Below are 24,326 nucleotides of genomic sequence, written 5' to 3' on the forward strand. Positions count from 1 at the left end.
CGCGCGGCCACCCCCGGAGGGCTCGCATGACTGCAACGAACGTCCATGTCCATCTGTTTTACGGCGCCGATCCGCGTACCTACCGGAAAGGCGAGAACATCGGCTGTCTGTACGGCTATCACCACGCCGAATCCGACGAGTTCCGGCTGACCTATTCGCAGGACGGCGGCGAGAACCGCGTCGCCAGCCTTGCACGCCGCGCGCTGAAGGCGGCGCTCGGCTTCGACGTCGTGCATGCGTGGCGCAATCGCGCCGCGCTGCTGAACACCGACGTGATCTGGACGCATACGGAACAGGAGCATCTGGCGGCGGCGCTGGTCCTCAAGCTCGCCGGTACGCGGGGCAAGCGGCCGCTGCTGCTCGCGCAGAGCGTGTGGCTGTTCGACAAGTGGGACAGTTTCGGCGGTCCGCGCCGCTGGCTGTACCGCAAGCTGCTCAAGCGCGCCGACGCGCTGACCACGCTGGCGCGCGACAACGCTGAGCTGTGCCGTCGTTATCTCGGTCGCGAGGCCGAGTTCGTCTACTACGGGCTGAACACCCAGGATTTTCCGCCGGCCGAGCCGCGGCAGTGGACACCGAACCAGCCGCTGCGGATCGCGGCGATCGGCAACGACCGCGACCGCGACTGGCGCACGTTCCTCGCCGCGTTCGGCGGCGACGCGCGCTACGACGTGCGGCTCGCGACGCGCCGCCGCGTGCCGCGCGAGTGGCATGCGCCGAACGTGAAGATCGGCTCGGCGTCGGGGCTGGCGAAGCAGCACGAGCTGTACGCGTGGGCCGACGTGATCGTCGTGCCGTTGCGGCCGAATTTCCATGCGTCGGGTATCACCGTGATGCTCGAGGCGGCGGCCGTCGGCAAGCCGATGATCGTGTCCGACGTCGGCGGGCTCAGCGACTACTTCCCGCACGATACGGCCGCGTATGTGCCGGCGTTCGACGCACCGGCGATGCGCCAGGCCGCGGACCGCTTCGTCGCCGATCCGGCGGCGGCGCTCGATTGCGCGCGGGCCGCCGCCGCGTGCCTGCGCGATCGCGACCTGACCACGCAGGCGTTCGCCGAGCAGCACGTGCGGATCACGCGCGATATGCTGCGCCGGCGCCGCACGCCGGCGGCCGCGGGGCTGGCGATGCCGCTCGCCGATTCGCGCCCGTCGTCGCGGTGAGAGCGGATCGATGAGTACGATTGCCGCCGAGCGCGCACCGTCGCCCAAGCGCAGCCGGCTTCCCGAGCCGAAGCACTGGGTCGGGCAGGCCGCGCTGTGGTCCTTCACCGCCGCGCTGATCGCCGTGCATCAGGGCAAGGTGCTGACGCTCGCGTTTCCGGTGCTGGCCATCGCGGTCGGCTTCTGGCTGTATTTCAAGAGCCCGGCGCGCTATGTCGGCTTCATGTGGTGGGTGTGGTTCCTGAGCCCCGAGGTGCGGCGGCTGGCCGACTGGTCGAAGGGCGCGTTCACGCCGACGAGCCTGATCCAGGTCGCGCCGCTCGCGGTGACGATGATCGCCGGCTTCGGGCTGATCCGGCATTACCGCGTGCTCGCGCAGCGGCGCGGGATTCCCGTGCTGCTGATGCTGTTCGGGCTCGCGTATGCGTATCTCGTCGGGATCGTGTCGAGCGGCGTGATGGCCGCGACCTACGACCTGGCGAACTGGGTGTACCCGGTGCTGATCGGCTTTCACATCATGGTCAACGCGCGCGACTATCCCGAGTACCGCGACGTGCTGCTGTCCACGTTCATGTGGGGCATGCTGGTGATGGGCCTGTACGGCGTCGTGCAGTACTTCGTGATGCCGCAGTGGGACGTGCTGTGGATGATCGGGTCCGACATGGGCTCGCAGGGCGAGCCGGTGCCGTACGGCGTGCGCGTGTTCAGCACGATGAATTCGTCGGGGCCGTTCGCGTTCGCGATCATGGGCGCGCTGGTGTTCGTGTTCGCCGCGCCGCAGAAGATCCGCTGGTTCGCGGGGGCGGCCGGTTTCGTGTCGTTCGCGTTGTGTCTCGTGCGCTCGACGTGGGGCGGCTGGGTGATCGCGCTCGCGATCCAGCTCGCGCAGTCGAACAACCGCCTGCGGATGCGGATCCTCATCAGCGGCGTCGTGCTGGTCGGGCTGTGCGTGCCGCTCCTGACCGTCGGGCCGGTGGCCGACCGTCTCGGCGCGCGCCTGCAGTCGATCACGAACCTGAAGGACGACCGCAGCTACGACGACCGCAACAAGTTCTACGCCACCTTCGCGCAGACGGCGTTTACCGACGTCGCCGGCGAAGGAATGGGCGCGACGGGCGCATCCACGAAGCTGTCGAGCGACAGCGGCGAGCTCGGCAAGTACGGCAGCTTCGACAGCGGCGTGATGAACGTGCCGTTCGTGCTCGGCTGGCCCGGCACGCTGCTGTATCTCGCCGGCGTCGTGATGCTGTTCGGCCGCACGCTGCGCGCGGCATTCCGGCTGCGCAAGGACAAGTTCGTCGGCGCGTGCCTGAGCCTGTGCCTGTCGACCTTCGCGATGCTCGTGTTCACGAACTCGCTGATCGGCACGGGCGGCCTGCTGATGTTCACAGCCATTTTTTCGATACTTGCCGCGGCGCACTGGCAAAAGGCACAACGCCTGCTGGCCGCCGCGCGTTCACGGGGAGGCGACCATTGAGAATCGCGATCGTCACGCACGTCGTGCGACATAACGACGGGCAGGGCCGCGTCAATTACGAAATCGCGCGCGCGGCGCTGGCCGAAAACTACGAGGTCACGCTGGTCGCGTCGCATGTCGCGCCCGAACTGCTGGCTGACCCGCGCGTGCGCTGGGTGCCCGTGAAGGTCGGCGGCTTCTGGCCGTCGAATCTCGTCAAGCAGCAGGTGTTCGCGCTGAAGAGCGCGGCCTGGCTGCGCGCGCATCGCGGCGAATACGACGTGCTGCACGTGAACGGCTTCATCTCGTGGATCAAGGCCGACGTGAATACCGCGCACTTCGTGCACGGCGGCTGGTTCAAGAGTCCGTACTATCCGTTCGGGCCGACGAAGGGCATCTGGTCGGCTTACCAGTACGTCTATACGCGCGTGAACACCACGCTCGAGCGCTGGGCGTACCGGCGTTCGCGCGCGATCACGGCCGTGTCGCAGAAGGTGGCCGACGAGATTGCCGGGCTCGGCATCGACAGCCGCAAGATCAGCGTGATCTACAACGGCGTCGACGGCAGCGCGTTCGCGCACGCGCAGGCCGACCGCGCGGCGTTCAAGCTGCCGGACGACGCGTTCCTGCTGCTGTTCGTCGGCGACCTGCGCACGCCGCGCAAGAACCTCGGCACCGTGCTGAAGGCGCTGACGAAGCTGCCGGCGAACGTGCATCTGGCGGTGGCCGGCTATTTGCCCGGCAGCCCGTATCCGGAAGAGGCGCGCGCGCTCGGCATCGATGCGCGCGTGCATTTCCTCGGCCTCGTGAAAAACATGCCGACGCTGATGCGCTCGGTCGACGCGTATGTCTTTCCGTCGCGCTACGAAGCGATGAGCCTGTCGCTGCTGGAAGCGATGGCGGCCGGCTTGCCGGTCGTCACCGCGCGCACGGCGGGCGGCGCGGAGATCATCACGCGCGAATGCGGGATCGTGCTGGAGGATCCGGACGATCCGGCCGCGCTCGCGCAGGCGATCGGCTCGCTCGCGGCCTCGCGCGACACCTGTCGCGCGATGGGCGACGCGGCCCGCGAACTGATGACCCGTTTCGGCTGGGCGCACATGGGTGCCCAGTACGTCGCGCTTTACCGGCGCATCGGTCAACCCACGCAGCCGTCCGCCTTCGAGCGGGTCGAGCATGCAGTCACGCAGGAGCAGTCGTGATGTCCCAAACTTCCCGGCCGATCAAATCGTTGCAAATCGGCATGCACTGGTTCCCCGAACGCGCGGGCGGCCTCGACCGGATGTACTACTCGCTCGTCGGCGCGCTACCGGGGGCCGGTGTCGAGGTGCGCGGGCTCGTTGCCGGCTCGCCGAAGGTCGCCGACGACACGGGCGGCGCGATCCAGGGCTTCGGTCCCGCGTCGGAGCCGCTCGCGCGCCGGATGCTCGCCGCGCGGCGCGCGCTGCGCGACGAGATCCGCAGCGAACGGCCGGACGTGATCTCGTCGCACTTCGCGCTGTACACGTTTCCGGGGCTCGACGTCACGCGCGGGATTCCGCAGGTGTCGCACTTCCAGGGGCCGTGGGCCGACGAAAGCCAGGTCGAGGGCGCGGCGTCGCTCGGGCAGCGCGCGAAGCGCTATCTCGAACAGGCCGTCTATACGCGCTCGTCGCGGCTGATCGTGCTGTCGCAGGCGTTCGGCCAGATCCTGACGAACCGCTACGGGATCGATCCGTCGCGCGTGCGCGTGATTCCCGGCTGCGTCGACACCGCGCAGTTCGATACGCCGCTGACGCCCGCCGAGGCGCGGCACAAGCTGCAGTTGCCGCAGGACCGGCCGATCGTGCTGGCCGTGCGCCGGCTCGTGCGGCGCATGGGGCTGGAGGACCTGATCGACGCGATCGGTCTCATCAAGCAACGCCACCCGGACGTGCTGCTGCTGATCGCCGGCAAGGGCAAGATCGGCGAGGAACTGCAGCAGCGCATCGACGCCGCCGGGCTGCAGGACAACGTGAAACTGCTCGGCTTCGTGCCCGACAACCATCTCGCGGCGCTGTACCGCGCGGCGACGGTCAGCGTCGTGCCGACGGTCGCCCTCGAGGGGTTCGGGCTGATCACCGTCGAATCGCTCGCGTCCGGCACGCCCGTGCTGGTGACGCCGGTCGGCGGGCTGCCGGAGGCGGTGGCCGGGCTGTCGAACGATCTCGTGCTGCCGTCGACGGGCGCCGATGCGATCGCGGAAGGGCTCGGCGGCGCACTGTCGGGTACGATCGCGCTGCCCGACGAGGCCGCATGCAAGCGCTACGCGCGTGACCATTTCGACAACGCGGTGATCGCGCGACGCGTCGCCGGCGTGTACGAAGAGGCGATCCAGGCGGCCGGCTGAACGCTCGCGGCGCGCAACCGGCGCGCCGACCAGGAAACCGGACCGGCGCAGGCACGTGGCCGGTGCGCGTGCCGGCCGCCCGACGCGGGTGCGCCGGCTTTTTTGCTCGATCCCGATGACCGGCGCGCATCACGCGCGCCTGAGCGTCGCGACCCATACGCCGAGCGCGGCGATGCTGACGGCCGCGCCGAGCACGCAGACGCCGGTCCATCCGGCGCGCGCATACATCATCGTCGACGCGATCGCACCGAGCCCGCTGCCGGCCGAGTAGAACAGCATGTAGCAGCCGACGAGGCGCGCGTGCGCATCGGGCCGCGCGCCGAGAATCATGCTCTGGTTGACGACGTGGACGGCCTGCCCGCCGACGTCGAGCAGCACGATGCCGACGATCAGCCACGCAATCGACGTGACGCCGAACGCGAGCGGCAGCCACGCGCACGCGAGCAGCGCGAGCGCGGCGCCGGTCGTCGCTTCGCCGCGCCCGCGATCCGCGAGCCGGCCCGCGCGGGCGGCCGCCGCCGCGCCCAGCGCGCCGACTAGGCCGAATGCACCGATCTGCGTATGCGACATCGCGTGCGGCGGCGCGCTCAGCGGCAGCACGAGCGCGCTCCAGAAGATGCTGAACGCCGCGAACATCAGCAGCGCGATCGCACCGCGCACGCGCAGCACGCGTTCATCGCGCAACAGCGACACCATCGACCGCAGCAGCGCCGCATAACCGATGCGCTCGCGCGGCGCGTCCGTGTCGGGCAACAGCCGCGACAGCACGGCGAGCATCGCGATCGCGAGCGCCCCCGACACGAGGTAGACGGCCCGCCAGCCGGCGAGATCGGTGACGACGCCGGCCAGCGAACGCGCGGCCAGCAGCCCGACCACGACGCCGCCTTGCGCGGCGCCCACCACGCGCCCGCGTTCGCCGGCGCCGGCGAGCGCGGCCGAGCACGCGATCAGCCCTTGCGTCATCGCGGTGCCGAGCAGCCCGACCGCGACCATCCCCGCGAGCAGCGCGATGCGCGTCGGCGACGCGGCGACGCCGATGCAGGCCGCCGTCAGCAGCAGAAGCTGCGCGGTGATCAGGCGCTTGCGGTTCAGCAGGTCGCCGAGCGGCACGACGAACAGCAGCGCGAGTGCGCAGCCGAGCTGCGTCGCGGTGATCACGCCGCCGACGGCGGCCTGCGACACACCGAAATCGCGCGCGATCGAATCGAGCAGCGGCTGCGCGTAGTAGACGTTCGCGACGCTCGCCGCACAGCAGACGGCCAGCCACGCGACGCGCGCCGAGGACAGGCGGCCGCCATCGACCGCATGCGTTGCACGGGGCGGCACGTTCGATGCCGCGACGCCGGAATGACAGGAAGACTCCATGGGTTCCCTTGCGCAAAGTAGTTGCAAATTAAAACTGGCATGAAGTGTAGGAAAAGTAGTTTTAAAATGCAACTTGTTGTGCGGCGGGCGACGGGCCCGCGCACGGATGGCACGAGGGTGGAGAGGAACATGGCCAGGCAGAAAAGTCTTGCGGATTCGCCGTGCCCGGTGGCGCGGGCGACCGATATCGTCGGCGATCGCTGGGCGTTGCTGATCGTGCGCGATGCGTTCGACGGCGTGCGCCGGTTCGGCGATTTCCGCGCGAGCCTCGGCGTCGCGAGCAACATCCTGTCCGACCGGCTGAAGATGCTGGTGGACGCCGGCGTGTTCGACGTCGTGCCGGCGTCGGACGGCACCGCGTATCAGGAATACGTGCTGACGAAAAAGGGCGAGGGGTTGTTTCCGGTGATCGTGATGCTGCGGCAATGGGGCGAGGCGAACCTGTTCGCCCGCGGCGAGCCGCATTCGGTGCTGGTCGATCGCGGCACGGGGCGTGCGATCCGCAAGCTCGCGCTGCGCCACGAGGACGGCCGGCCCTTGAAGGCGGCCGAGACGGTCGTGAAGAAGATCGGCGACGAAGCGGGCGCGCCCCGGCGGTGAGCGCGTTGCGCGGCGGGCGGCCGGTCGGCTGGACTGTCGCGATCGTCGTTGACCGGAGCCGCGTCGCCATGACCCGTCCGCTGGATGCCGCGGGTTACCGGCGGCTGCTCCAGCGCGATCCCCGCGACGCGTGAGCACACGCGTTCAATCGGCCGCCGGCATTGCCCGATGCACGGGCGCCGCGCCGCGATGCGCATCGGGCCGCACGCGCGTCGCGAGCAGCGCGGCCGCGACCAGCAATGCGACCGATACGGCCGTTTCGATCCGCAATCCGTCCACGACCTGCCGCGCGCCGCCGCCGCCCGCGAGCGCGCCGAACGCCGCGACACCCATCGCGCCGCCGGCTTGCCGCGCGGTATTCAGCACGGCCGATGCGATGCCGGCCCGCTCGGGCGCGACGGACGCGAGCACGGCCGTCGTCATCGCGGGCACCGCGAACCCCATCCCCGACGGAATCAGCAGGAACGGCACGAGCAGCGCGGCGAGCGGCGTCGACGCATCGACGAAGTGCAGCGACCCGTAGCCGAGCGCGGCGACCAGTGCGCCCGCCAGCATCGGCCGTCGCGGGCCGTGACACGCGACGACGCGGCCGCTCGCGAGATTCGACAGCAGGAAGCCGCCCGTCAGCGGCAGGAACGCCAGGCCGGCCTGCAACGCCGTTTCGCCGCGCGCACGCTGCAGGTAGAGCGCCAGCACGAATACGGTGCCGTAGTACGTGAGGTTCACGCAGATCCCGAACAGCACGGCCGCGCTGAACGTGCGATGACGAAACAGCGACAGCGGCAGCATCGGCGTGGCCGTGCGCGATTCGATCGCGACGAAGGCGAGCGCGGCGAGCGCCGCGAATGCGAAGCCGCCGGCAACGACCGGGTGCGCGATGCCGAGCGGCCGCCATTCGATCACGGCGCCGGTCAGCGCGGTCAGCATCGCGATCGCGATGAGCTGGCCGCGCAGGTCGAGCGCGCGGACCGGGCGCGATGGCGCGGCCTGCGCGTGGCGTGCCGGCACCCAGGCCAACGTGGCGGCAAGCCCCGCCGCGCACAGCGGCAGGTTCACGAGGAAGATGCCGCGCCAGCCCCACGTGGCGGTCAGCAGGCCGCCGACCACCGGGCCGGCGGCGATCGAGACCGACCCGGCCGCCGTCCACCCGCCGACGGCCCGTGCGCGCAGGTGCGGGTCGTGCCGGCACGCGTCGTTCAGCAGCGCGAGCGAATTGGGCAGCATCGCCGCGGCGCCGATGCCCTGCCACGCACGGGCCGCGATCAGCATCGCGGGCGCGCGTGCGGCGCCGCACGCGAGCGACGCGAGTGCGAACAGCGCGAGGCCCGCGACGTACAGGCGGCGCGCGCCGAAGCGGTCCCCGAGCGCCCCGCCCGACAGCATCAGCACCGCGAACGCGAGCGTGTACGCATCGACGATCCACTGCAGGCCGGCGACCGGCAGATGCAGGTCCGCCGCGAGAGGCGCAAGCGCGATGTTGACGATCGTCACGTCGAGCTGCGTGACGACGAAACCGATGCTGACGGTCGCGACGACGCGGGCGAGCGCGGGCGGGAAAGCGGAGGCGGGGGTGGTCGTATTCATGCGTCCATCGTAGGACGCGGCGGACGGGCGATGTTTCAGCGGGAGGTGAAGCGTCGATACGCAGGCCGACGCGGCGGCGTCGTTCCTGCTACGCGCGTCGAGGCGTGTCCGGCGAGGCCGATGCGTTCAGTGCCGTTCGCCGCGCCAGCGTCCGGGCGCGACGCCGAAGCGCTTCGTGAACGCATGCGTGAACGTGCTCTGGTCCGCGAAGCCGACCATGCCCGCGATGTCGACGAGCGCATGCCGGCCGTCGGCGAGCAGCACGACCGCCGCATCGAGCCGCAGCCGCTGCAGGTAGCGATGGGGCGTTTCGCCGAACGCTTCGACGAACAATTGATGGAACCGGCGCATCCGGTAACCGCAGTGCGCGGCGAGATCGGCGATGCGCAGCGGCTCCGCGAGCCGTGCGCGCAGCCAGCGGTCGATGCGCGCGAAATCGAGGCCCGACGCGGGCGCGGCGATGCCGGCGTCGTCGAGCAGCGCGTCGCACAGGCGCGCGGCGGCCTGCCACTGGAAGCGGTGCGCGGCGGCGTGCCGTGCGTCGCCGGCCGGCGCATCGTGTTGCACGGCGGCCGCCGCGACCTGCGCGACGAGCGACGTCAGCGCCGGGTCGATCGATACGGCGCGCGCCTGGTCGAACAGCCGCTGCGGCACCGCGAGCGATGCCGCGGGCAGGTCGATCACGAGCTGACGATTGTCGCCGAGGCCCGCGTAGTCGTGGCGCGCGCCGGCCGGAATCAGCCAGGCCGCGTGCCGGTCGATGCGCTGGCCGATCCCGTCCACCGCCATCACCATCGCGCCATCGACGCCGAGCACGACCTGGTGGAAGTCGTGCACGTCCGACGCTTCGCACGTGTCGTAGCGGCGCAGCGCGATGGCGGGGGAGGCGATGCGTTCCATCGGAAGGAAACGGCCGGGTGCGCGATCAGACGTCGAGCAGTTCGACTTCGAACACGAGCGTCGCATTCGGCGGAATCACGCCGCCTGCGCCGCGCGGGCCGTAGCCGAGTTGCGGCGGGATCGTCAGCCGGCGCACGCCGCCGACCTTCATGCCCTGCACGCCTTCGTCCCAGCCCTTGATGACCATGCCGCCGCCGAGCACGAACGCGAACGGGTCGTTGCGGTCCTTGCTCGAATCGAATTTCTGGCCGTCGGTCAGCCAGCCCGTGTAGTGGACGCTGACGGTCTTGCCGGCTTGCGCTTCCGTGCCGGTGCCTTCGGTCAGGTCTTCGTATTTGAGACCCGATTCGGTCGTGATGACAGACATGACTTCTCCTGAAAGAGGGTTGCGTAAAACCGCTATTGTAGGCGAGCGCGCCGCGGGCCGGCGCGGGTGGTTTTCGCGGCGCGGCGTGCGGTGCGGGAGCGGCGATGGACCATCCTCGCCGCGCTCGCCCGAAACACGATTGGAACGCGCGTTTGAATGGTTGCGCGGGCCGCCTCGCCGCGGTTGCACCACGCGGGTGCGCCATGCGTATGAATCGGCGTGGCTGCAGGGGCCGAGGTGCGTCGTGCGGCATCCGTCCGATGCCGCGAAATGCCCGCCCGACGGGGCTTTCAGGTCGCCGACAGCAGGCGCGGCCGGGCGTCATGCCTCGCGTGCCGGCCGGACGTCGCGTTCGAATCGCGGCTTGTCCCCACGCCGTTCGGGCGCCGTTTTTTCCGCCTGTTCGACCGTGCCCTGTTTGGAAGCGCGCATCTACCGCGCGGCTTGCGCGTGCCAGTGCGGGCGGCCTATCTTTACATTTGTCGATGTCAAGATTTTGGTGGCGCGCGACGCGCCGCCCGGGCCTGCGCCGGCCGCGTCGGATGACGCGCCGCGCCGCGCCGGAACCAGGAGAACCATGAACATGAAGTCAGCCGCTTCCGCCACCGCAGCCGGGATCATGCCGGTGCGCCGCGACCTGCGCTTCGACCTGCCGGTCGAACGCGCGAAGGACTGGCATGGCCTCGGGTCGCACGTGACCCATTTCTTCAACGCGCTGTCGCTGCTGTTTCCGGCCGGCGAGCGCTTCTTCATGGATTCGGTGCGCAACTACCGCGACCGGATCGACGATCCCGTGCTGAAGCAGCAGGTGCTCGGTTTCATCGGCCAGGAGGCGATGCACACGCGCGAGCACATCGAATACAACGAACTGATGCAGGCGAACCGCCTGCCCGCGCGCAAGCTCGACAAGCGCGTCTGGACGGTGCTGGCCTTCATGAAGCGCAAGCTGCCGCACTCGGTGCAGCTCGCGCATACGGTTGCGGCGGAGCGCTACACGGCGATGCTCGCCGACTGGCTGCTGCGCGACTCGACGCGCCTGGATGGCTCGGTCGAAGGCTACCGCCAGATGTGGATCTGGCATGCGCTCGAGGAAACCGAGCACAAGGCCGTGTCGTTCGATGTGTGGAATACCGTGATGAAGCCGGGGCCGCGCCGCTATCTGATCCGCATCGGCGTGTATCTGCTGACGACGCTCACGTTCTGGCCGACCGTGTTCCTGATGCACGCGACGCTGCTGTGGCGCGATCGCGGCGCCGGTCGTCACGTGCGCGGCATGCTGCGGATGATCGCGTTCCTGTACGGGCCGCGCCGCGGCCTGTTCCCGCGCATCGCGGGCGAATGGCTGAGCTTTTTCCGGCCGGGCTTCCATCCGTGGGATCACGACAACCATCACCATCTCGCGCGCGTCGACGCGCTCGCCGCCACCTACGGCGAACCGGCCGGCGCGCCCGCCGGGCGCGGCCGCGCGAACGCGCCGGCATCGCTCGCGTCGGGCCGCTGACACGACCCGCCGCGCGGCGCATGTTGCGTTCCTGCATCAACCGGCTTCCTATGACGATTGACCGAAGTCAACGGGAACCGGTTGCGCGGGCGCACGCGTGGCCGGCCGGCCGATTCCGCCTACCCGCGCCGGCCTGCCGATCCGGTCTGCACGGCATCGCACGCAAACGCCGTGCGCCAGCACCGGCGCGGCTCGGCGCCCGGCGCGCCCGCCTGTTTCGGGGTCTCGCCGCGCGCGCCACCGGGATAACACCCATCTAGTCGCCCGCCTGCCGCATCGATATACCGTTCATGACGGCGCCCACCTCGCGCGCGATTCGTGCGCGGGGGGATTTTATTCGGACGGAAATGCGGCCAATATGTCGGTTCAATCGTGGTCCGTCGGAGACGGCGGCGAGCCGGCGCACGATACCAACGCCAAGCGGGGAACAACGATGGTTGCAAGGTCACCCGACGCAAACGGGCAGGCGGCGCCCGAGATGACGGATGTAGCCGTCACCGCTCCCGAGGCCGGACGCAAGCTGTTCGCGATCATGCGGACGCCCGACGAGCCGCTGCTGGCGCAACTGCGCGGGCTCGGCTGGGAGATCGCGGTCGCGAAGACGGCCGGCGCCGCGCAGAACATGACCTCCGGCATGAGCGTCGCGGCCGGGCTGGTCGATTTCACGGGCTTCACGTCGCGCGACTATCCGGCGCTGAAAGCGTGCCTGAGCCAGCCGGCGATCGGCTGGATATCCATCGCGCAGGCCGGCATCACGATCAGCCCTGCCGTGCGCGAACTGATCCGCAGCTATTGTTTCGACTACGTCACGCTGCCGCTGCCCTACGAGTGGATTTCGCACGTGCTCGGTCATGCGCGCGGGATGGCCGCGCTCGATCGCGTCGATGGCGCGGCCTACGCGGCGTCGATCGGCGAACACGGGATGATCGGCAACTGCGAGGCGATGCAGCAGCTGTTCAGCACGATCCGCAAGGTCGCGAAGACCGATGCGAGCGTGTTCATCTCGGGCGAGTCGGGCACCGGCAAGGAGTTGACGGCGCTCGCGATTCACGAGCGCTCAGGCCGCGGCAAGGGGCCATTCGTCGCGATCAATTGCGGTGCGATTCCGCATCACCTGCTGCAGTCGGAACTGTTCGGCTACGAGCGCGGCGCATTCACCGGCGCGAACCAGCGGCGCGCGGGCCGGATCGAATCGGCGAACGGCGGCACGCTGTTTCTCGACGAGATCGGCGACATGCCGGTCGAGAGCCAGGCAAGCCTGCTGCGCTTCCTGCAGGAAGGGAAGATCGAGCGGCTCGGCGGGCAGGAATCGATCGCGGTCGACGTGCGGATCATCTCGGCCACGCACGTGGATCTCGACGGCGCGGTCGAGGCCGGGCGCTTCCGCGCGGATCTCTATCACCGGCTGTGCGTGCTGCGCATCCACGAGCCGCCGCTGCGCGCGCGCGGCAAGGACATCGATATCCTCGCGCACTACGTGCTGCAGAAATTCAAGTCCGACAGCGGTCGCAAGATCAGCGGCTTCACATCGGCCGCGCTCGATGCGATGCGTCGCTACGAATGGCCCGGCAACGTGCGCGAGCTGATCAACCGCGTGCGGCGCGCGATCGTGATGGCCGAGAGCCGGCTGCTGACGCCGCACGATCTCGGGCTCGACACACCCGGCGAAACCGAGCCCGTGACGCTCGAACAGGCGAGGGCGCTCGCCGAGCGCACCGCGATCGAGAACGCGCTGCTGCGTAACGATCACCGGATCAACAAGGCTGCGGCCGAACTCGGCATCTCGCGCGTGACGCTCTACCGGATGATGATCGAGCACGGGCTGAACGATCACGACAACAACGGCGGAAACGGCGACAACGGCGGGCACGACGGCGCGCCGTCCGGCGACGCGGGGCATCAGCGGGTCGGCTGAGGCCGGCGCCGGTGCCGCACGCACGCACGTAGCGATTGTCGCGTGCCGCCGGGCGATCGTCCGTTCGGCACTTGCCGATTCGTCCCGCCGACGGGCATGTAAAGCGCATGAAACATTTCGCCTCGGCAACCGCGCGAATTCTCGCGGGAAACCGGGCTGAACGGGCCGGCACGTGTCGGTAAAAACGCCGCGCTCCATTGTTCAGCCTTATCCCGCAAGGGTGGGCCGCGACCGGTCCGACGCGTGCCGCGCGCCGCATGTTTCAGATTCGCAACTTCCGCCCATCCGCCCCCGTTCCGGTCGCCTGTCGGCCGCGCCAAACCCTTGCCCGGACAGGCGCGCGCGCGGCTGGCCCGCTCCTTGCGAAGAGTGTCGTGCGACAGTCGACGACGCGAGGTCCGGCCGGTTCCAGCGGCCCGGACGCACTCCGCGGGGATGCGGCGGCGGAGCGCGGCACGGCAGCCGCGTTCCGGCGGGCACGGAACGTCTTCGGCCGATCGTCGGGGCACCGGCAGGGTCCGGTTGCCGGAATAAACATCACACTGCAAACGGGGTAGAAAAATGAACGATCGCCACACGCCGCGGCCGGCAGGCCGCGATCGCAGTGATGCGGGGCATCGCCGGTCGAACGTCGCACTTGCAGCCGGCCGGCATGCGTCGACAGGCCATCTCTCCGCGCCCGGGGCGAGGCGGATCCGGCTGGTTGCCGGTCATCCGCGCCGGGTCGGTACTTTCCTGCACGCCAACCCGAGTCGCATGGGCATGTGCGCACGGGCGCCGATACCGCGGCGCCCGATCTTCGCCTATTGATTCGCGCAGCACCGCATCCGTTCGCGTGGCCGGTCGTTCCTTGGTCAATCGATCTGCAATCCGAACGATGTGCGAGGTGACGCGCCGCGCACACGACGCAAGACGAGCAGCATTCGATGCAACGGCGAGCCGCGCGGTGCCGTTGCCATCCGGTTAAAGGGGAGGGGCGGTCGGACGCGCGCGACGGGAAGTGGTACCCGTACGCGCGCGACGCCGTTTCAGCCGCCGTAGATGTCGAAGTCGAAGTACTTCGACGCGAGCCGCTTGTAGGTGCCGTCCTTGACCATGTCGGCGATCGCGCGATCGATCTTCGCCTTCAGGTCGGTGTCTTCCTTGCGCAGCCCGATGCCGGCGCCGATGCCGAGCACTTTCTCGTCGACGAGTTCGGGCCCGACGAACGTGTAGTTCGCGCCGCGCGGCGATTTCAGGAACCCGATCGCGGCCTGCACTTCATCCTGGAGCGCCGCGTCGAGGCGGCCCGACGTCAGGTCCGCGTACACGCCGTCCTGGTTCTGGTACGACACGACGTTCGCGCCTTGCTTGCCCCAGTACGCCTTCGCATACGTCTCCTGCGTCGTGCCCTGCTCGACGCCGATCGACTTGCCCTTCAGCGATTCGGCCGTCGGCAGCAGCGGCGAGCCCTTCTTCACGACGAGCCGCGTCGGCTGGTTGTAGATCTTGGTCGTGAAGCCGATCTGCTCCGCGCGCTGCGGCGTGATCGACATCGACGACAGCACCGCGTCGAACTTCTTCGCCTTCAGCGCCGGGATCATCCCGTCGAAATCGTTCTCGAGCCACACGCACTTTGCCTTCAGGCGCGCGCAGATCTCGTTGCCGAGGTCGATGTCGAAGCCGACGAGCTTGCCGTCGGGCGCCTTCGACTCGAACGGCGCATAGCTGGCGTCGGTGCCGAAGCGGATCGTGGTCCAGTCCTTCGCGACGGCGGGGCCTGCGGATACCGCGAGCAGGGCGATCGAAACAGCGGCAATCAGTCTCTTCATGGTGCGTTCCTTGGCGGGTGCTTCCGGGTTCTGTGCGACACGGTTCTTACGGATACGGGCCGCGTCCGGGCGCGGTGTCCGCACGGCCATTAACGCAGAAAATAAAATGAGAGTCCAGAATGGACAAAAAATATCGTTTGGTCTCAAACCATCGCCGGTCGACGGGTGTCGACCCTTGCAAAAATACGAAAATGGACTAATCTTGTTAGTAAATTCGTTTCGAGACTAACGATCATGTCACAGCCCGCCTACGATTCGCATTCCGCCCCGCCGCAGGCCTCGGTCGCGCAGATGTCGGCGGCCGGCCTGCGTGCGTTTTTCAACATCGCGCGCGACTGGGAACTGACGATCGACGAGCAGATCGTGCTGCTCGGATCGCCCGGCCGTTCGACGTTCTTCAAGTGGAAGGCCGCGCCGGAATCGGCGCGGCTGCCGCGCGACACGCTCGAGCGGCTGTCGCTGCTGCTCGGCATCTACAAGGCGCTGCAGATCCTGCTGCCGCAGCCCGCCGCGGCCGACGCATGGGTCAAGCGGCCCAACGACGCGGCGCCGTTCGGCGGCAAGCGCGCACTCGACCGGATGCTCGCCGGCAACGTCGGCGATCTGGTCGCCGTCCGGCAATATCTCGACGCGATGCGAGGTGGCTGGGCGTGACGATGCCGATCGAGACACAACAATGGCCCACGACCACGGTCGACTGGGTGCCTGCCTACCGAGTCATCCCCACCCGTTTCCCGGCGATCAACCTGTTCGACCGCGTGGCATCGGCGGACGATTTCGACGCGCTGTACGCGCTCGAATCGCTGACCAACGACCGCATCCGCAACGAAATCGGCGCACTCGATCTCGTGCCGCCCGCCGAGCGCCGCTACGGGCTGGGCTGGGGGCCGATCATGGCCGCCTTCACGCACCTGAATCCGCAGGGCAGCCGCTTTTCCGACGGCAGCTACGGCGTGTTCTACTGCACCCGTTCACGCGATACGGCGATCGCCGAAACGCGCTACCACAGCGCGCTGTTCCTGGCCGCGACGAAGGAGCCGCCGATGCGCCAGCAGATGCGGCTCTACACGGTGATCGCGCAAGGCAGCGTGGTCGACGTGCGCACGTGGCCGCAGCGCGATCCGGCCTTGCTGCATCCGCTCGACTACGGCGCGGGGCAGGCGTTCGGCCGCGCGGTGCGCAACGCGGGCGGTGCGGGGATCGTCTATCCGTCGGTGCGCGACCCGCGCGGCGAATGCCTGGCCGCGTTTCGCACCGCGCTGCTGCGCGATTGCCATCACGCGGCCTATCTCGAATACAACTGGAACGGCTCGGTTGTCGACGCGGTGTTCGAGCTGAACCAGGTCGGCTAGCGTTCGCCGCTTCGCGAGCCGTTCCGGCACGAAGGCACGAAGGCACGAAGGCGCGAACGCATTACGGCAACGGCCAGTCGCCCGCATGGCGCTCGCGCGCCTCGGCCTGCGTCATCGACCACGTGCTGCCGGTACGCGGCTCGGCGAGCGTGAGCCGACCGGACGGCGCGAACGCACCCGTGTCGATGAACCATTGCGCACCGATCCGCTGCGGCGCACGCACGGGCGTATGCCCGGTGCAGGTCAGCGACAGCCCCGCCTGCCGCGCCGGATCGGCGAGCCCCTGGACGAGATCGCGGCCCCAGATCAACCGCTCGCGCACGTCGTGCGAGTAGCTGCCGGCATCGAGGTCGGCGTCCGAGCCGAAGAATTCCGCATGCAGCACGTTGAAGCGCCCGGGGCCGTCGCCGATCACGCGCACCAGCGGCAGCGCGTCGACACGCGCCGCATGCGCGTGCAGCCGCTCCGGCGGCAGGTCGGCGCCCCAGTCGCCGCCGATTCCGCGCCACGCATCGGGCGACAGCTTGCCGCGCGACACGAGGCTCAGCACTTCCTCGTGGTTGCCGCGCACGACGTGGCACCACGGGCGGTCGAGCAGGTCGAGCGCGGTTTCGGAGGCCGGGCCGCGATCGACCAGGTCGCCGACCGAGAACAGGCGGTCGCGGGCCGGATCGAAGCGGATGTCGTGCAGCAGCGCGCGCAGCACGTCCACGCACCCGTGCAGGTCGCCGACGACGAAGTCGCGGCCGGCGGCGTTCGCGGGGTGGCAGCAGAGGGGGGCGGTGGCGGTCATCCCCTCATCTTAGGCGCTCCTGCCCATCGCCACGTCACGAGGGAATGGCGATAATCGGGGCACGGCACCCGCCCGAGGCGCAACGGGCCGTCCCGCGCGCCGTTCGAATCCTTTCCATCCGCTTTCGGAATCACACGATGACGCTTTATCCGCAGGTATTACGCAACCGGCCGCGCATGGTCGCGGCATTCGTCGCAGGCGTGCTGTGCGCGGTGCTGCTGCCGTTTGCGCTGCGCCCGGCCGTGCGTGCGCTGATCGGCTGGGATTGCGCGATCTGGCTGTATCTCGTGCTGATGTGGGTGCGCATGGTCACCGCGCACCATCACAAGGTGCGCGAAGTTGCGATCCGCGAAGACGAAAACGCGACGACCGTGCTGACCGTCGTGTGCTCCGCGACCGTCGCGAGCGTCGCCGCGATCGCGATCGAACTCGCCACGGCCAAGAGCGTGGGCTTCAGCGCGGGGCTCAGTCACTACGCGATCACGGCTGCGACGCTGTTCGGCGCGTGGTTCCTGATTCCGACGATCTTCACGCTGCACTACGCGCGGCTCTATTACGGTTCGCCGGGCAACGATCGCGCGCTGCGCTTTCCGGACCGCAACCCCGAGCCCGATTACTGGGATTTCCTGTATTTCGCGTTCACGATCGCGGTCGCGTCGCAAACGGCCGACGTGTCGCTCGCGAACCGTTCCGCGCGGCGCTCGGTGCTCGCGCAGTCGATCCTGTCGTTCTACTTCAACATGGCCGTGCTCGGGCTGTCGATCAACGTCGCGGCCGGCCTGCTGAGCTGACGCCGCTTACTTGAGCAGGTCGTACGGGCCGCCGCGCTCCAGCGCCCGCTGGTACGCCGGCCGTGCGTGGATCGCGTCGAGGAAGCGCGCGATCGCGGGATACCGGTTGCCGCCGCCGCGTGCGGTCGCGGCTTCGAGCGGGAAGCTCATCTGGATGTCGGCCGCGCTGAAGCTGTCGCCGACGAACCAGCCGGTGCGTTGCAGCGCGCCGTCGACATGGCCGAGATGCAGCGCGATCTGCGGATCGACGAAGCCCGACTGCAGCGTGTCGGCGATCTTGCGTGCGATCGGCCGCGCGAAGAACGGCATCGGTGCCTGGGCGATCCGCAAGGCGACGAGCTTGAGCAGCAGCGGCGGCATCGCCGACCCTTCCGCGTAGTGCAGCCAGTACGTGTAGTCGTGCCGCTCGGGCGTGCCGGGCGGCGGCGCGAGACGCCCGTTGCCGTAGCGTTCGGCGAGGTACTCGATGATCGCACCCGATTCGGCGAACGTGCGGCCGTCGTCGGTGACGACCGGCGACTTGCCGAGCGGATGGATCGCGCGCAGCTCGGGCGGCGCGAGCATCGTTTTCGGATCGCGCGCGTAGCGCACGATCTCGTACGGTACATCCAGTTCTTCGAGCAGCCAGAGCACGCGCTGCGAGCGCGAGTTGTTCAGGTGATGGACGGTGAGCATGTCGAGGCCGGAAGGGGACGGAACCGACATCATACCCAGCGCGCGCGGCACGCACGCGCATCCGGTCGCACGCCGTGCCGAACCGCTATGCGCGCCGCACCGCGACCCACGCGCCCCAGAACAGGCTCGCGAAAAAGCGCAGCGGCGCATCGAAGCCCGCATCGCGCAGCAGGTCGAACACGGCGTCCTCGGTGGCGGGCGGATCGGCGCCCTGCAGGATCTTCGCGAGTTGCGCGCGCACGGCGTCTGGCGTGGCGCCCTTCATGCGCCAGCGCTGCTGCCACGCGTCGAGCAGGCGAGGGTGGTCCGCGTAGCGGCGATGGTTGCCGGCGAGCACGAGCGGCGCGCCGGGTTTCAGGCGCCGCGCGATCGCGTGCAGCAACGCGGCCTTCGCCGCGTCCCCCGGCACGTGATGCAGCACGCCGATCAGCGTCGCGCCGTCGAATGCGGGGGCATCGGGCAGTGCATCGACGCCGTCCTCGACGAATGCCGTGCGCGACCCGAAGCCCGCGGCCTCGACGTTCGAACGCGCAAGCGCCAGCATCGGCGCGGACGGGTCGACGGCCGTGAATTGCCAGCCCGGTTCGAGCGCGGCCGCCACGCAGATTTCCTGGCCCGTGCCGCCCGCGCCCGCGACGAGGATCCGCGCATCGGTCGCCCCGATCGTCGACGCGAGCATGCAGGCGGTGAGTTCGTGACACGCATCGTAGCCGGCGAGCGCGATGCGCGATTGCGCGGCATAGTCCTGCGCGCGCGAGGGATCGAATTTCGCGGCACTGGCGGGAAGCGACATGGCGGGCTCCTGGGGTCGAGGGCGGACGACGGGTCCGCGAGCATGACATGGAGCGTAGGGGCGCGCGGCCCGCGCAACAAGGCGGGCAGACATTCCGGTATGCCGACTACCCGGCTTGCGGGCCCAGGCCCGCCAGCCCGTTTTCGCGGGGTCGATTCGCATTTAAAAATGTCCGATCAGCGTATATCGCGATGGCGAATCCGGCGCATACTCGGTGCTCTCCCCCCGCCTGGCCGTCGCATGCCGGGCCCCGATGCGCCGCGCCACGGGCGCGGCCATGCCGCTCGGCACGCACGAGGAGCGCATGATGTCCGATTGTCCGCACGATCCGTACGCGCAGCACTACATTCATTGCTTGCCGTTTGGCGCCCAGCCCTGTGGCGCGCTCTGCGCGACACCGCGCACGCATTTCCGCGTGTGGGCGCCGGGCAGTACGCAGGTTCAACTCGAACTCGATTCCGGCTCCGACCCGACGCTCGTGCCGATGGCGGCCGCCGGCCCGCACTGGTTCGAGGTCTTCGCCGACTGCGGTGCGGGTACGCGTTACCGCTATCGCCTCGACGATGCCGTGTCGATTCCCGATCCCGCGTCGCGCTCGCAACCCGACGGGCTCAACGGCCCGAGCGAGGTCGTCGATCCGCGCGCGTTCACGTGGCGCAACACGTTCTGGCGCGGGCGTGCATGGGAAGACATCGCGCTCTACGCGATCCGGCCGCATGCGGTGGGCGGTTTCGACGGCGTGCGCCGCCGCCTGCCGCGGCTCGCGCGGCTCGGCGTGACCGCGCTGGAGCTGCTCGCGTCGCCGCACGACAGCCTGCCGTTCGCGCCGCTCGCGGCCGAAGGCGGCCCCGACGCGCTGAAGGCGCTGATCGACGACGCGCACGGCTACGGGCTCGCGGTGCTGCTGGAACTCGACTACGCGCGCTTCGGCAGCGGCACCGATGCGCTGCGCCACTACGCTGCGCCGTTCTTCCATACGCGCGACGATCCGCTGCAGGCCGCGCCGCTGGCGCTCGATCATCCGGAAGTCTGCGATTTCTTCTGCGACAACGCGCTGTACTGGATCGACGAATACCGTTGCGACGGGCTGCGCCTGCGCGAGGCCGACCGGATCGGCGTGTCGTGGCTGCGCGAGATCGCGGACCGCGTGCGCGCGGCCGTGCCGGCCGACCGGCTCATCCATCTCGTGCTCGGCAGCGAGCGGCATCCCGCGCACCTCGCCGATACCCATTTCGATGCGCAGTGGAACGGCTGCGGCGAACGCGCGCTGCACCGTCTGACGGGGCGCGATACGTCGGCCCACGAAGGCATTTCCGCGCGCCAGTCGATCCACACGCTCGCGCGTGCGCTGACCGCGGCCGGCGCGGCGTTCCAGCCGGCCGCGTCGGGAGAGGGCATCGCGGCCGACAGCGGGCTGGCGCTGACGTCGCTCGTGCTGTCCGATGGGGCGTGGCGCGACGGCGGCCCGGGCGACCCCGCGCAGGCGTCCGGCCTCGCGGCGCTCGCGCTGTCGCTGCTCACGCCGCAGATTCCGCTGATCTTCGATGAAACCGCGCGCGACGCCGATCGTGCGCATGTCGTGCAGTCGGCGCTCGCGGTGCGCGCGAAGCTGATCGCGCCGCGGTTGTCCGATTGCCGGCCGCAGGATGCGCATGCGCTGAAGGCGGACGGCGACGGCGATGCCGACGCGCTGCTCGCGTCGTGGCGGCTCGCCGACGACGAGACGCTGACGATCGCATTGAACCTGTCGCCCGACGCGGTGCGGTTCCACGCGCCGCGAGGGCGCGTCGTGTTCGAGACGCCGGCACGTGCGCGCGACCGCGTCGATGAAGGGGAATTGCCGCCATATTCGCTCGTTGCGTGGCTCACGGGCGACGTCAACCACTATGCGCTGACGCACGACGCGCGGCGTATCGACGACGGTTCGTGGCGCGGCATGCGTCCGAACCTGAACGCATGAGCGGATGACGGCGTGAGGGTTGGAAGGCCGGGCGCATGCGCACCCGGCTGCGCGGCGGGCGATCCCGGACTTACCAGAACCCGCGAATGCCCGCGATGCCGTAGGCGCCGTGGCGGCGCGCGTCGTCGAGATGCGCGCGCGTCATCCCGCCGAGCGCGAAAACGGGCATCGTGGCCTGCGCGGCCAGCGCATCGAACCGCGCCCAGCCGAGCGTTGCCGCGCCGGGGTGGCTGAGCGTCGGCAACACCGGCGACAGCGTGACGAAATCCGCGCCGATGCGGGCGGCCAGCAGCAGATCGTCGAGCGTGTGACAGGCGGCGGACACCCGCCGCTCGGCCGGCAACGGACGCTGCGCGGCGGCGCGCAACGCGGTGCCGTCGAGATGCCAGCCGGCGCCGTCGAGCCGCATCACGCCGGCTGCATCGATCGGCCCGTTGAGCATCAGCTGCGCGCCGGCCGCGTCGCAGCGCGCGAGCGCCGCGGCGGCGAGTGGCGCGAACGCGGCCGCATCGAGCGACTTCACGCGCAGTTGCACGAGCGTTTCGCCGCGCGCGAGCACGGCCGACAGCCGGTCGAGGAACGCCGCGCAATCGGCCGCCGACGCGGACGCCGGTTCCGGCGTGATCACGCAGCAGCGCGGCAGCGGCGCGGCCGTGCCGTTCATCGCGTGCGGCACTGTAGGGCCGTCATTCGTCGGCCTCTTTCGCGACCTTCGGATAGACGCGCACGAGCACGATGCGCGGCCCGTTCATCTTCTTCACGACCACGTCGAAGCGGTCGAACGACACGCGTTGCCCTTCGGTCGGCAGGTCGCTCAACGCCTGGATCACGAGGCCGCCGACCGATTCCGCGCGGCCTTCGTCGATATCGATGCCGAGCGCCTGCTCGAGCGACACGACGGGCAGGCTGCCCTTGCCCATCAGCGTGCCGTCGTCGAGGCGGCTCCAGTCGGCATCGCCCTGGCGGAACTCGTCGTGGATCTGGCCGACCAGCGCGCCGAGCAGGTTGTCGAGCGTCAGGAAGCCGATCGGCTTCTCGCCCTTGTTGCCGACCAGCGCGAAGTGCGGCGCGCCCTTGCGGAAGCGGCGGAACAGGTCGAGCGCCGGCGTGTCGGGCCGCACGTACTGCACGGGGCGCACGTAGTCGGACAGGTCTTCGAGCGCGGCGCCGGCATGACGCGCGAGCAGCAGGTCCTTCAGGTGGATCAGCCCGCTCACCTGTTCGCGCGACGCATCCTCGAACAGCGGATAGCGGCTGAAGCGGTGCCGCGCGACGATCTCCATGTTGTCGGGCAACGGCAGGTCGCGCCGCAGGCCGATCATTTCATGGGCCGGCCGCATCAGGTCCGACACGGTCATCGACGAGAAATCGAGCGAATGCGCGAGCGTGTTCCACTCGTCGTCGCTGTACGTGCCGCGCGCCGGTTGGGCGGCATTGCCGGCCGTGCTGCGGCGGCTGCGCAGGATCAGCTTCAGCTCGTCGGTCGAGTAGTGCGCGTCGCTGCCGTGGTCGGCCGACAGCCCGGCGAGCCGCAGCACCGCGTTGGCGCTGGAGTTGAGCACCCAGATCGCCGGATACATCGCCCAGTAGAACGCATACAGCGGCAGCGCGACCCACAGGCCGACCTTCTCGGACTGGCGGATCGCCATCGATTTCGGCGCAAGCTCGCCGACGACGATATGCAGGAACGAGATCAGCGAGAACGCGAATATCAGCGAGATCAGGTGCACGACGCGTTCGGACTGCACGCCGATCAGGTCGAGCACCGGGGCGAGCAGTTGCGCGAACGCCGGTTCGCCGACCCAGCCGAGGCCGAGCGACGCGAGCGTGATGCCGAGCTGGCACGCGGAGAGGTACGCGTCGAGGCGGCCGTGCACGATGCCGAGGATGCGCCCGCGCAGGCCGTGCTTGCGGGCCAGTGTCTTGACGCGCGTGGCGCGCAGTTTGACGAGGCCGAATTCAGCCGCGACGAAGAACCCGTTGAGGGCCACCAGGAACAACGCGCCGATGAGCGCGAAGATCTGTAACAAAGAATCGCTCCGGTTATGACAGGCCCATCAGTATAGAGCCGGAAAGGAATTTGTAATGTACTGGACGGCCGAATACTTACACCGGCGCCTCGCAGGGGACGGAGAAGGTGAGGGTGGCCGCCGCACCGTCGGCGAACGCGGTATGCGAGAACGTGCCGCCGTGCGCGAGCGCGACGCGCTGGCACAGCGCGAGGGTCCATGCGACCCGCTTCGCGTCGCGCTCGCGCAGCATCTCGCGCCGGGCGAACGCCTCGAACGCGTGCGGTTGCGCGGGATCGGCGAGGGCGGCGGCATTCACGGTGCAGGCGGCGCGCGCGGTGAACCGGGCGCCGTCGCGCGCGCATTCGAACATCACGCGTGAGCCGGCGGCGCTGGCTTCGACGGCGGTCGTCAGCATCGTCCACAGCGCCTGCGCGATGCGCTCGCGGTCGGCGGACAGCGACGGCGCGCCGTCGTCCGGCAGCGTCGCGTCGAGCGCGACCTGCCGCGCGTCGGCGAGCGCCGCGCGCACGAGCGCGAGCGTGTCGTCGAGCAGCGCGCGCAGCGCGAACGGCCGCGGCTCGAGGGCGAGCGTGCGGGTTTCCGCGCGCGGCGCGTCGAGCACGTCGTCGATCAGCGCAACCTGCTGGTCGATGCCTGTGCGGATGCCCGCGAGCGCGCGCTGCAGGTTCGGATCGGCATTGGCGAGCTGGCGCTCGAGCACGTACGCCCAGCTGTGCATCGCGTTGAGCGGGCTGCGCAGGTCATGCGACGCGGTGGAGAGCGCCTGATCGCGCAGGAACAGCGCCGCCTGGGCGGCGTAATGCGCTGCGCGTTCGCGCAGCAGGTCGGCGGCGGGATCGACGGAAGTGGACGTCACGGAGCTGGCCTGTCGGAAACGGTTGGCGTGGAAGTCACGCGAA

Annotated in this window: 22 protein-coding genes; 11 read left to right on the top strand and 11 right to left on the bottom strand. The window is 69.6% G+C overall.

Going from position 1 to position 24,326, the window contains the following annotated elements:
- Positions 1–26: 26 nt before the first annotated feature.
- From HWX00_RS09935 to HWX00_RS09950, 4 genes are read left to right on the top strand one after another with little or no spacing between them, the layout of a single operon-like run.
- On the top strand, positions 27–1,163 hold the full coding sequence (locus tag HWX00_RS09935; protein WP_034185700.1) for a glycosyltransferase family 4 protein: 1,137 nt from the start codon (positions 27–29) through the stop codon (positions 1,161–1,163).
- 10 nt (positions 1,164–1,173) lie between these two features.
- On the top strand, positions 1,174–2,640 hold the full coding sequence (locus HWX00_RS09940; RefSeq protein ID WP_034185701.1) for an O-antigen ligase family protein: 1,467 nt from the start codon (positions 1,174–1,176) through the stop codon (positions 2,638–2,640).
- A complete protein-coding gene (locus tag HWX00_RS09945; RefSeq protein WP_034185702.1) occupies positions 2,637–3,821 on the top strand; it encodes a glycosyltransferase family 4 protein in 1,185 nt (394 codons plus the stop codon). The genes HWX00_RS09940 and HWX00_RS09945 overlap by 4 nt, the downstream gene beginning before the upstream one ends.
- Positions 3,821–4,987, top strand: coding sequence for a glycosyltransferase family 4 protein (locus HWX00_RS09950; protein ID WP_034185968.1), 1,167 nt, complete (start codon positions 3,821–3,823; stop codon positions 4,985–4,987). Before HWX00_RS09945 ends, HWX00_RS09950 begins: the two co-directional genes overlap by 1 nt.
- A gap of 129 nt (positions 4,988–5,116) precedes the next feature.
- On the opposite strand, the gene HWX00_RS09955 is transcribed toward HWX00_RS09950, so the two are convergent.
- The gene (locus HWX00_RS09955; protein WP_175028378.1) at positions 5,117–6,352 is read right to left on the bottom strand and encodes an MFS transporter; all 1,236 of its coding nucleotides are present in this window, start codon (positions 6,350–6,352) and stop codon (positions 5,117–5,119) included.
- Between the two features lie 129 nt (positions 6,353–6,481).
- Between HWX00_RS09955 and HWX00_RS09960 the strand changes: the two genes are divergently transcribed.
- Positions 6,482–6,952: a winged helix-turn-helix transcriptional regulator gene (locus HWX00_RS09960; RefSeq protein WP_124609071.1), complete on the top strand. Its 471-nt coding sequence runs from the start codon at positions 6,482–6,484 to the stop codon at positions 6,950–6,952.
- A gap of 144 nt (positions 6,953–7,096) precedes the next feature.
- On the opposite strand, the gene HWX00_RS09965 is transcribed toward HWX00_RS09960, so the two are convergent.
- From HWX00_RS09965 to HWX00_RS09975, 3 genes are all read right to left on the bottom strand, one after another.
- Positions 7,097–8,536 carry an MFS transporter gene (locus HWX00_RS09965; RefSeq protein ID WP_175028379.1) on the bottom strand — a complete coding sequence of 480 codons (1,440 nt, stop codon included), beginning with the start codon at positions 8,534–8,536 and terminating at the stop codon, positions 7,097–7,099.
- 126 nt (positions 8,537–8,662) lie between these two features.
- Positions 8,663–9,436, bottom strand: coding sequence for a helix-turn-helix transcriptional regulator (locus tag HWX00_RS09970; RefSeq protein ID WP_175028380.1), 774 nt, complete (start codon positions 9,434–9,436; stop codon positions 8,663–8,665).
- A gap of 25 nt (positions 9,437–9,461) precedes the next feature.
- On the bottom strand, positions 9,462–9,803 hold the full coding sequence (locus tag HWX00_RS09975) for an FKBP-type peptidyl-prolyl cis-trans isomerase (protein ID WP_034185706.1): 342 nt from the start codon (positions 9,801–9,803) through the stop codon (positions 9,462–9,464).
- Between the two features lie 583 nt (positions 9,804–10,386).
- On the opposite strand from HWX00_RS09975, the gene HWX00_RS09980 reads away from it, so the two are divergent.
- Together HWX00_RS09980 and HWX00_RS09985 are read left to right on the top strand one after the other, a co-directional pair.
- The gene (locus HWX00_RS09980; RefSeq protein ID WP_175028381.1) at positions 10,387–11,304 is read left to right on the top strand and encodes a metal-dependent hydrolase; all 918 of its coding nucleotides are present in this window, start codon (positions 10,387–10,389) and stop codon (positions 11,302–11,304) included.
- Between the two features lie 433 nt (positions 11,305–11,737).
- Positions 11,738–13,219 (top strand): sigma-54 dependent transcriptional regulator, encoded by a 1,482-nt coding sequence (locus HWX00_RS09985; RefSeq protein WP_034185707.1) that lies wholly within the window; start codon positions 11,738–11,740, stop codon positions 13,217–13,219.
- A gap of 1,028 nt (positions 13,220–14,247) precedes the next feature.
- On the opposite strand, the gene HWX00_RS09990 is transcribed toward HWX00_RS09985, so the two are convergent.
- Positions 14,248–15,030 (bottom strand): ABC transporter substrate-binding protein, encoded by a 783-nt coding sequence (locus HWX00_RS09990; RefSeq protein WP_034185708.1) that lies wholly within the window; start codon positions 15,028–15,030, stop codon positions 14,248–14,250.
- A gap of 234 nt (positions 15,031–15,264) precedes the next feature.
- Here HWX00_RS09990 and HWX00_RS09995 point away from each other — a divergent pair, with 234 nt between their 5' ends.
- The gene (locus HWX00_RS09995) at positions 15,265–15,684 is read left to right on the top strand and encodes an MbcA/ParS/Xre antitoxin family protein (protein WP_049032081.1); all 420 of its coding nucleotides are present in this window, start codon (positions 15,265–15,267) and stop codon (positions 15,682–15,684) included.
- 2 nt (positions 15,685–15,686) lie between these two features.
- The gene (locus tag HWX00_RS10000) at positions 15,687–16,382 is read left to right on the top strand and encodes an RES family NAD+ phosphorylase (protein WP_080287698.1); all 696 of its coding nucleotides are present in this window, start codon (positions 15,687–15,689) and stop codon (positions 16,380–16,382) included.
- A 61-nt stretch (positions 16,383–16,443) separates the two neighbouring features.
- Here HWX00_RS10000 and HWX00_RS10005 read toward each other — a convergent pair whose 3' ends face one another.
- Complete coding sequence (locus tag HWX00_RS10005; protein ID WP_124668815.1) at positions 16,444–17,175, bottom strand: metallophosphoesterase; 732 nt, start codon at positions 17,173–17,175, stop codon at positions 16,444–16,446.
- 137 nt (positions 17,176–17,312) lie between these two features.
- On the opposite strand from HWX00_RS10005, the gene HWX00_RS10010 reads away from it, so the two are divergent.
- Positions 17,313–17,966 (top strand): DUF1345 domain-containing protein, encoded by a 654-nt coding sequence (locus tag HWX00_RS10010; protein WP_034185712.1) that lies wholly within the window; start codon positions 17,313–17,315, stop codon positions 17,964–17,966.
- 6 nt (positions 17,967–17,972) lie between these two features.
- Here HWX00_RS10010 and HWX00_RS10015 read toward each other — a convergent pair whose 3' ends face one another.
- Both HWX00_RS10015 and HWX00_RS10020 read right to left on the bottom strand, forming a co-directional pair.
- Positions 17,973–18,641: a glutathione S-transferase gene (locus tag HWX00_RS10015; RefSeq protein ID WP_049033432.1), complete on the bottom strand. Its 669-nt coding sequence runs from the start codon at positions 18,639–18,641 to the stop codon at positions 17,973–17,975.
- An 85-nt stretch (positions 18,642–18,726) separates the two neighbouring features.
- Positions 18,727–19,434: a class I SAM-dependent methyltransferase gene (locus HWX00_RS10020; RefSeq protein ID WP_175028382.1), complete on the bottom strand. Its 708-nt coding sequence runs from the start codon at positions 19,432–19,434 to the stop codon at positions 18,727–18,729.
- 307 nt (positions 19,435–19,741) lie between these two features.
- Here HWX00_RS10020 and HWX00_RS10025 point away from each other — a divergent pair, with 307 nt between their 5' ends.
- Positions 19,742–21,394, top strand: coding sequence for a DUF3459 domain-containing protein (locus HWX00_RS10025; RefSeq protein ID WP_175028386.1), 1,653 nt, complete (start codon positions 19,742–19,744; stop codon positions 21,392–21,394).
- 70 nt (positions 21,395–21,464) lie between these two features.
- Here the strand turns inward: HWX00_RS10025 and HWX00_RS10030 are convergent, their stop codons facing one another.
- The 3 genes from HWX00_RS10030 to HWX00_RS10040 form a co-directional block, all read right to left on the bottom strand.
- Positions 21,465–22,058: a thiamine phosphate synthase gene (locus HWX00_RS10030; RefSeq protein ID WP_069705104.1), complete on the bottom strand. Its 594-nt coding sequence runs from the start codon at positions 22,056–22,058 to the stop codon at positions 21,465–21,467.
- A gap of 22 nt (positions 22,059–22,080) precedes the next feature.
- Positions 22,081–23,424: a hemolysin family protein gene (locus tag HWX00_RS10035; RefSeq protein ID WP_034185715.1), complete on the bottom strand. Its 1,344-nt coding sequence runs from the start codon at positions 23,422–23,424 to the stop codon at positions 22,081–22,083.
- 76 nt (positions 23,425–23,500) lie between these two features.
- The gene (locus HWX00_RS10040; RefSeq protein WP_175028383.1) at positions 23,501–24,283 is read right to left on the bottom strand and encodes a sensor histidine kinase; all 783 of its coding nucleotides are present in this window, start codon (positions 24,281–24,283) and stop codon (positions 23,501–23,503) included.
- Positions 24,284–24,326 lie beyond the last annotated feature (43 nt).

Source organism: Burkholderia seminalis DSM 23518 (genome assembly GCF_902832885.1).
Classification (GTDB): Bacteria; Pseudomonadota; Gammaproteobacteria; order Burkholderiales; family Burkholderiaceae; genus Burkholderia; species Burkholderia seminalis.

Excerpts from the sequence above, each read along its gene's own strand:
- HWX00_RS09965 (WP_175028379.1), bottom strand. The coding sequence starts at position 8,536 with ATGAATACGACCACCCCCGCCTCCGCTTTCCCGCCCGCGCTCGCCCGC.
- HWX00_RS10030 (WP_069705104.1), bottom strand. The coding sequence starts at position 22,058 with ATGAACGGCACGGCCGCGCCGCTGCCGCGCTGCTGCGTGATCACGCCG.
- HWX00_RS09995 (WP_049032081.1), top strand. The coding sequence starts at position 15,265 with ATGTCACAGCCCGCCTACGATTCGCATTCCGCCCCGCCGCAGGCCTCG.
- HWX00_RS09975 (WP_034185706.1), bottom strand. The coding sequence starts at position 9,803 with ATGTCTGTCATCACGACCGAATCGGGTCTCAAATACGAAGACCTGACC.
- HWX00_RS09985 (WP_034185707.1), top strand. The coding sequence starts at position 11,738 with ATGGTTGCAAGGTCACCCGACGCAAACGGGCAGGCGGCGCCCGAGATG.
- HWX00_RS09950 (WP_034185968.1), top strand. The coding sequence starts at position 3,821 with ATGTCCCAAACTTCCCGGCCGATCAAATCGTTGCAAATCGGCATGCAC.
- HWX00_RS09980 (WP_175028381.1), top strand. The coding sequence starts at position 10,387 with ATGAAGTCAGCCGCTTCCGCCACCGCAGCCGGGATCATGCCGGTGCGC.
- HWX00_RS09955 (WP_175028378.1), bottom strand. The coding sequence starts at position 6,352 with ATGGAGTCTTCCTGTCATTCCGGCGTCGCGGCATCGAACGTGCCGCCC.
- HWX00_RS10005 (WP_124668815.1), bottom strand. The coding sequence starts at position 17,175 with ATGACCGCCACCGCCCCCCTCTGCTGCCACCCCGCGAACGCCGCCGGC.
- HWX00_RS09960 (WP_124609071.1), top strand. The coding sequence starts at position 6,482 with ATGGCCAGGCAGAAAAGTCTTGCGGATTCGCCGTGCCCGGTGGCGCGG.
- HWX00_RS09935 (WP_034185700.1), top strand. The coding sequence starts at position 27 with ATGACTGCAACGAACGTCCATGTCCATCTGTTTTACGGCGCCGATCCG.
- HWX00_RS10010 (WP_034185712.1), top strand. The coding sequence starts at position 17,313 with ATGACGCTTTATCCGCAGGTATTACGCAACCGGCCGCGCATGGTCGCG.
- HWX00_RS10000 (WP_080287698.1), top strand. The coding sequence starts at position 15,687 with ATGCCGATCGAGACACAACAATGGCCCACGACCACGGTCGACTGGGTG.
- HWX00_RS10015 (WP_049033432.1), bottom strand. The coding sequence starts at position 18,641 with ATGCTCACCGTCCATCACCTGAACAACTCGCGCTCGCAGCGCGTGCTC.
- HWX00_RS09940 (WP_034185701.1), top strand. The coding sequence starts at position 1,174 with ATGAGTACGATTGCCGCCGAGCGCGCACCGTCGCCCAAGCGCAGCCGG.
- HWX00_RS10025 (WP_175028386.1), top strand. The coding sequence starts at position 19,742 with ATGTCCGATTGTCCGCACGATCCGTACGCGCAGCACTACATTCATTGC.
- HWX00_RS09990 (WP_034185708.1), bottom strand. The coding sequence starts at position 15,030 with ATGAAGAGACTGATTGCCGCTGTTTCGATCGCCCTGCTCGCGGTATCC.
- HWX00_RS09970 (WP_175028380.1), bottom strand. The coding sequence starts at position 9,436 with ATGGAACGCATCGCCTCCCCCGCCATCGCGCTGCGCCGCTACGACACG.
- HWX00_RS10020 (WP_175028382.1), bottom strand. The coding sequence starts at position 19,434 with ATGTCGCTTCCCGCCAGTGCCGCGAAATTCGATCCCTCGCGCGCGCAG.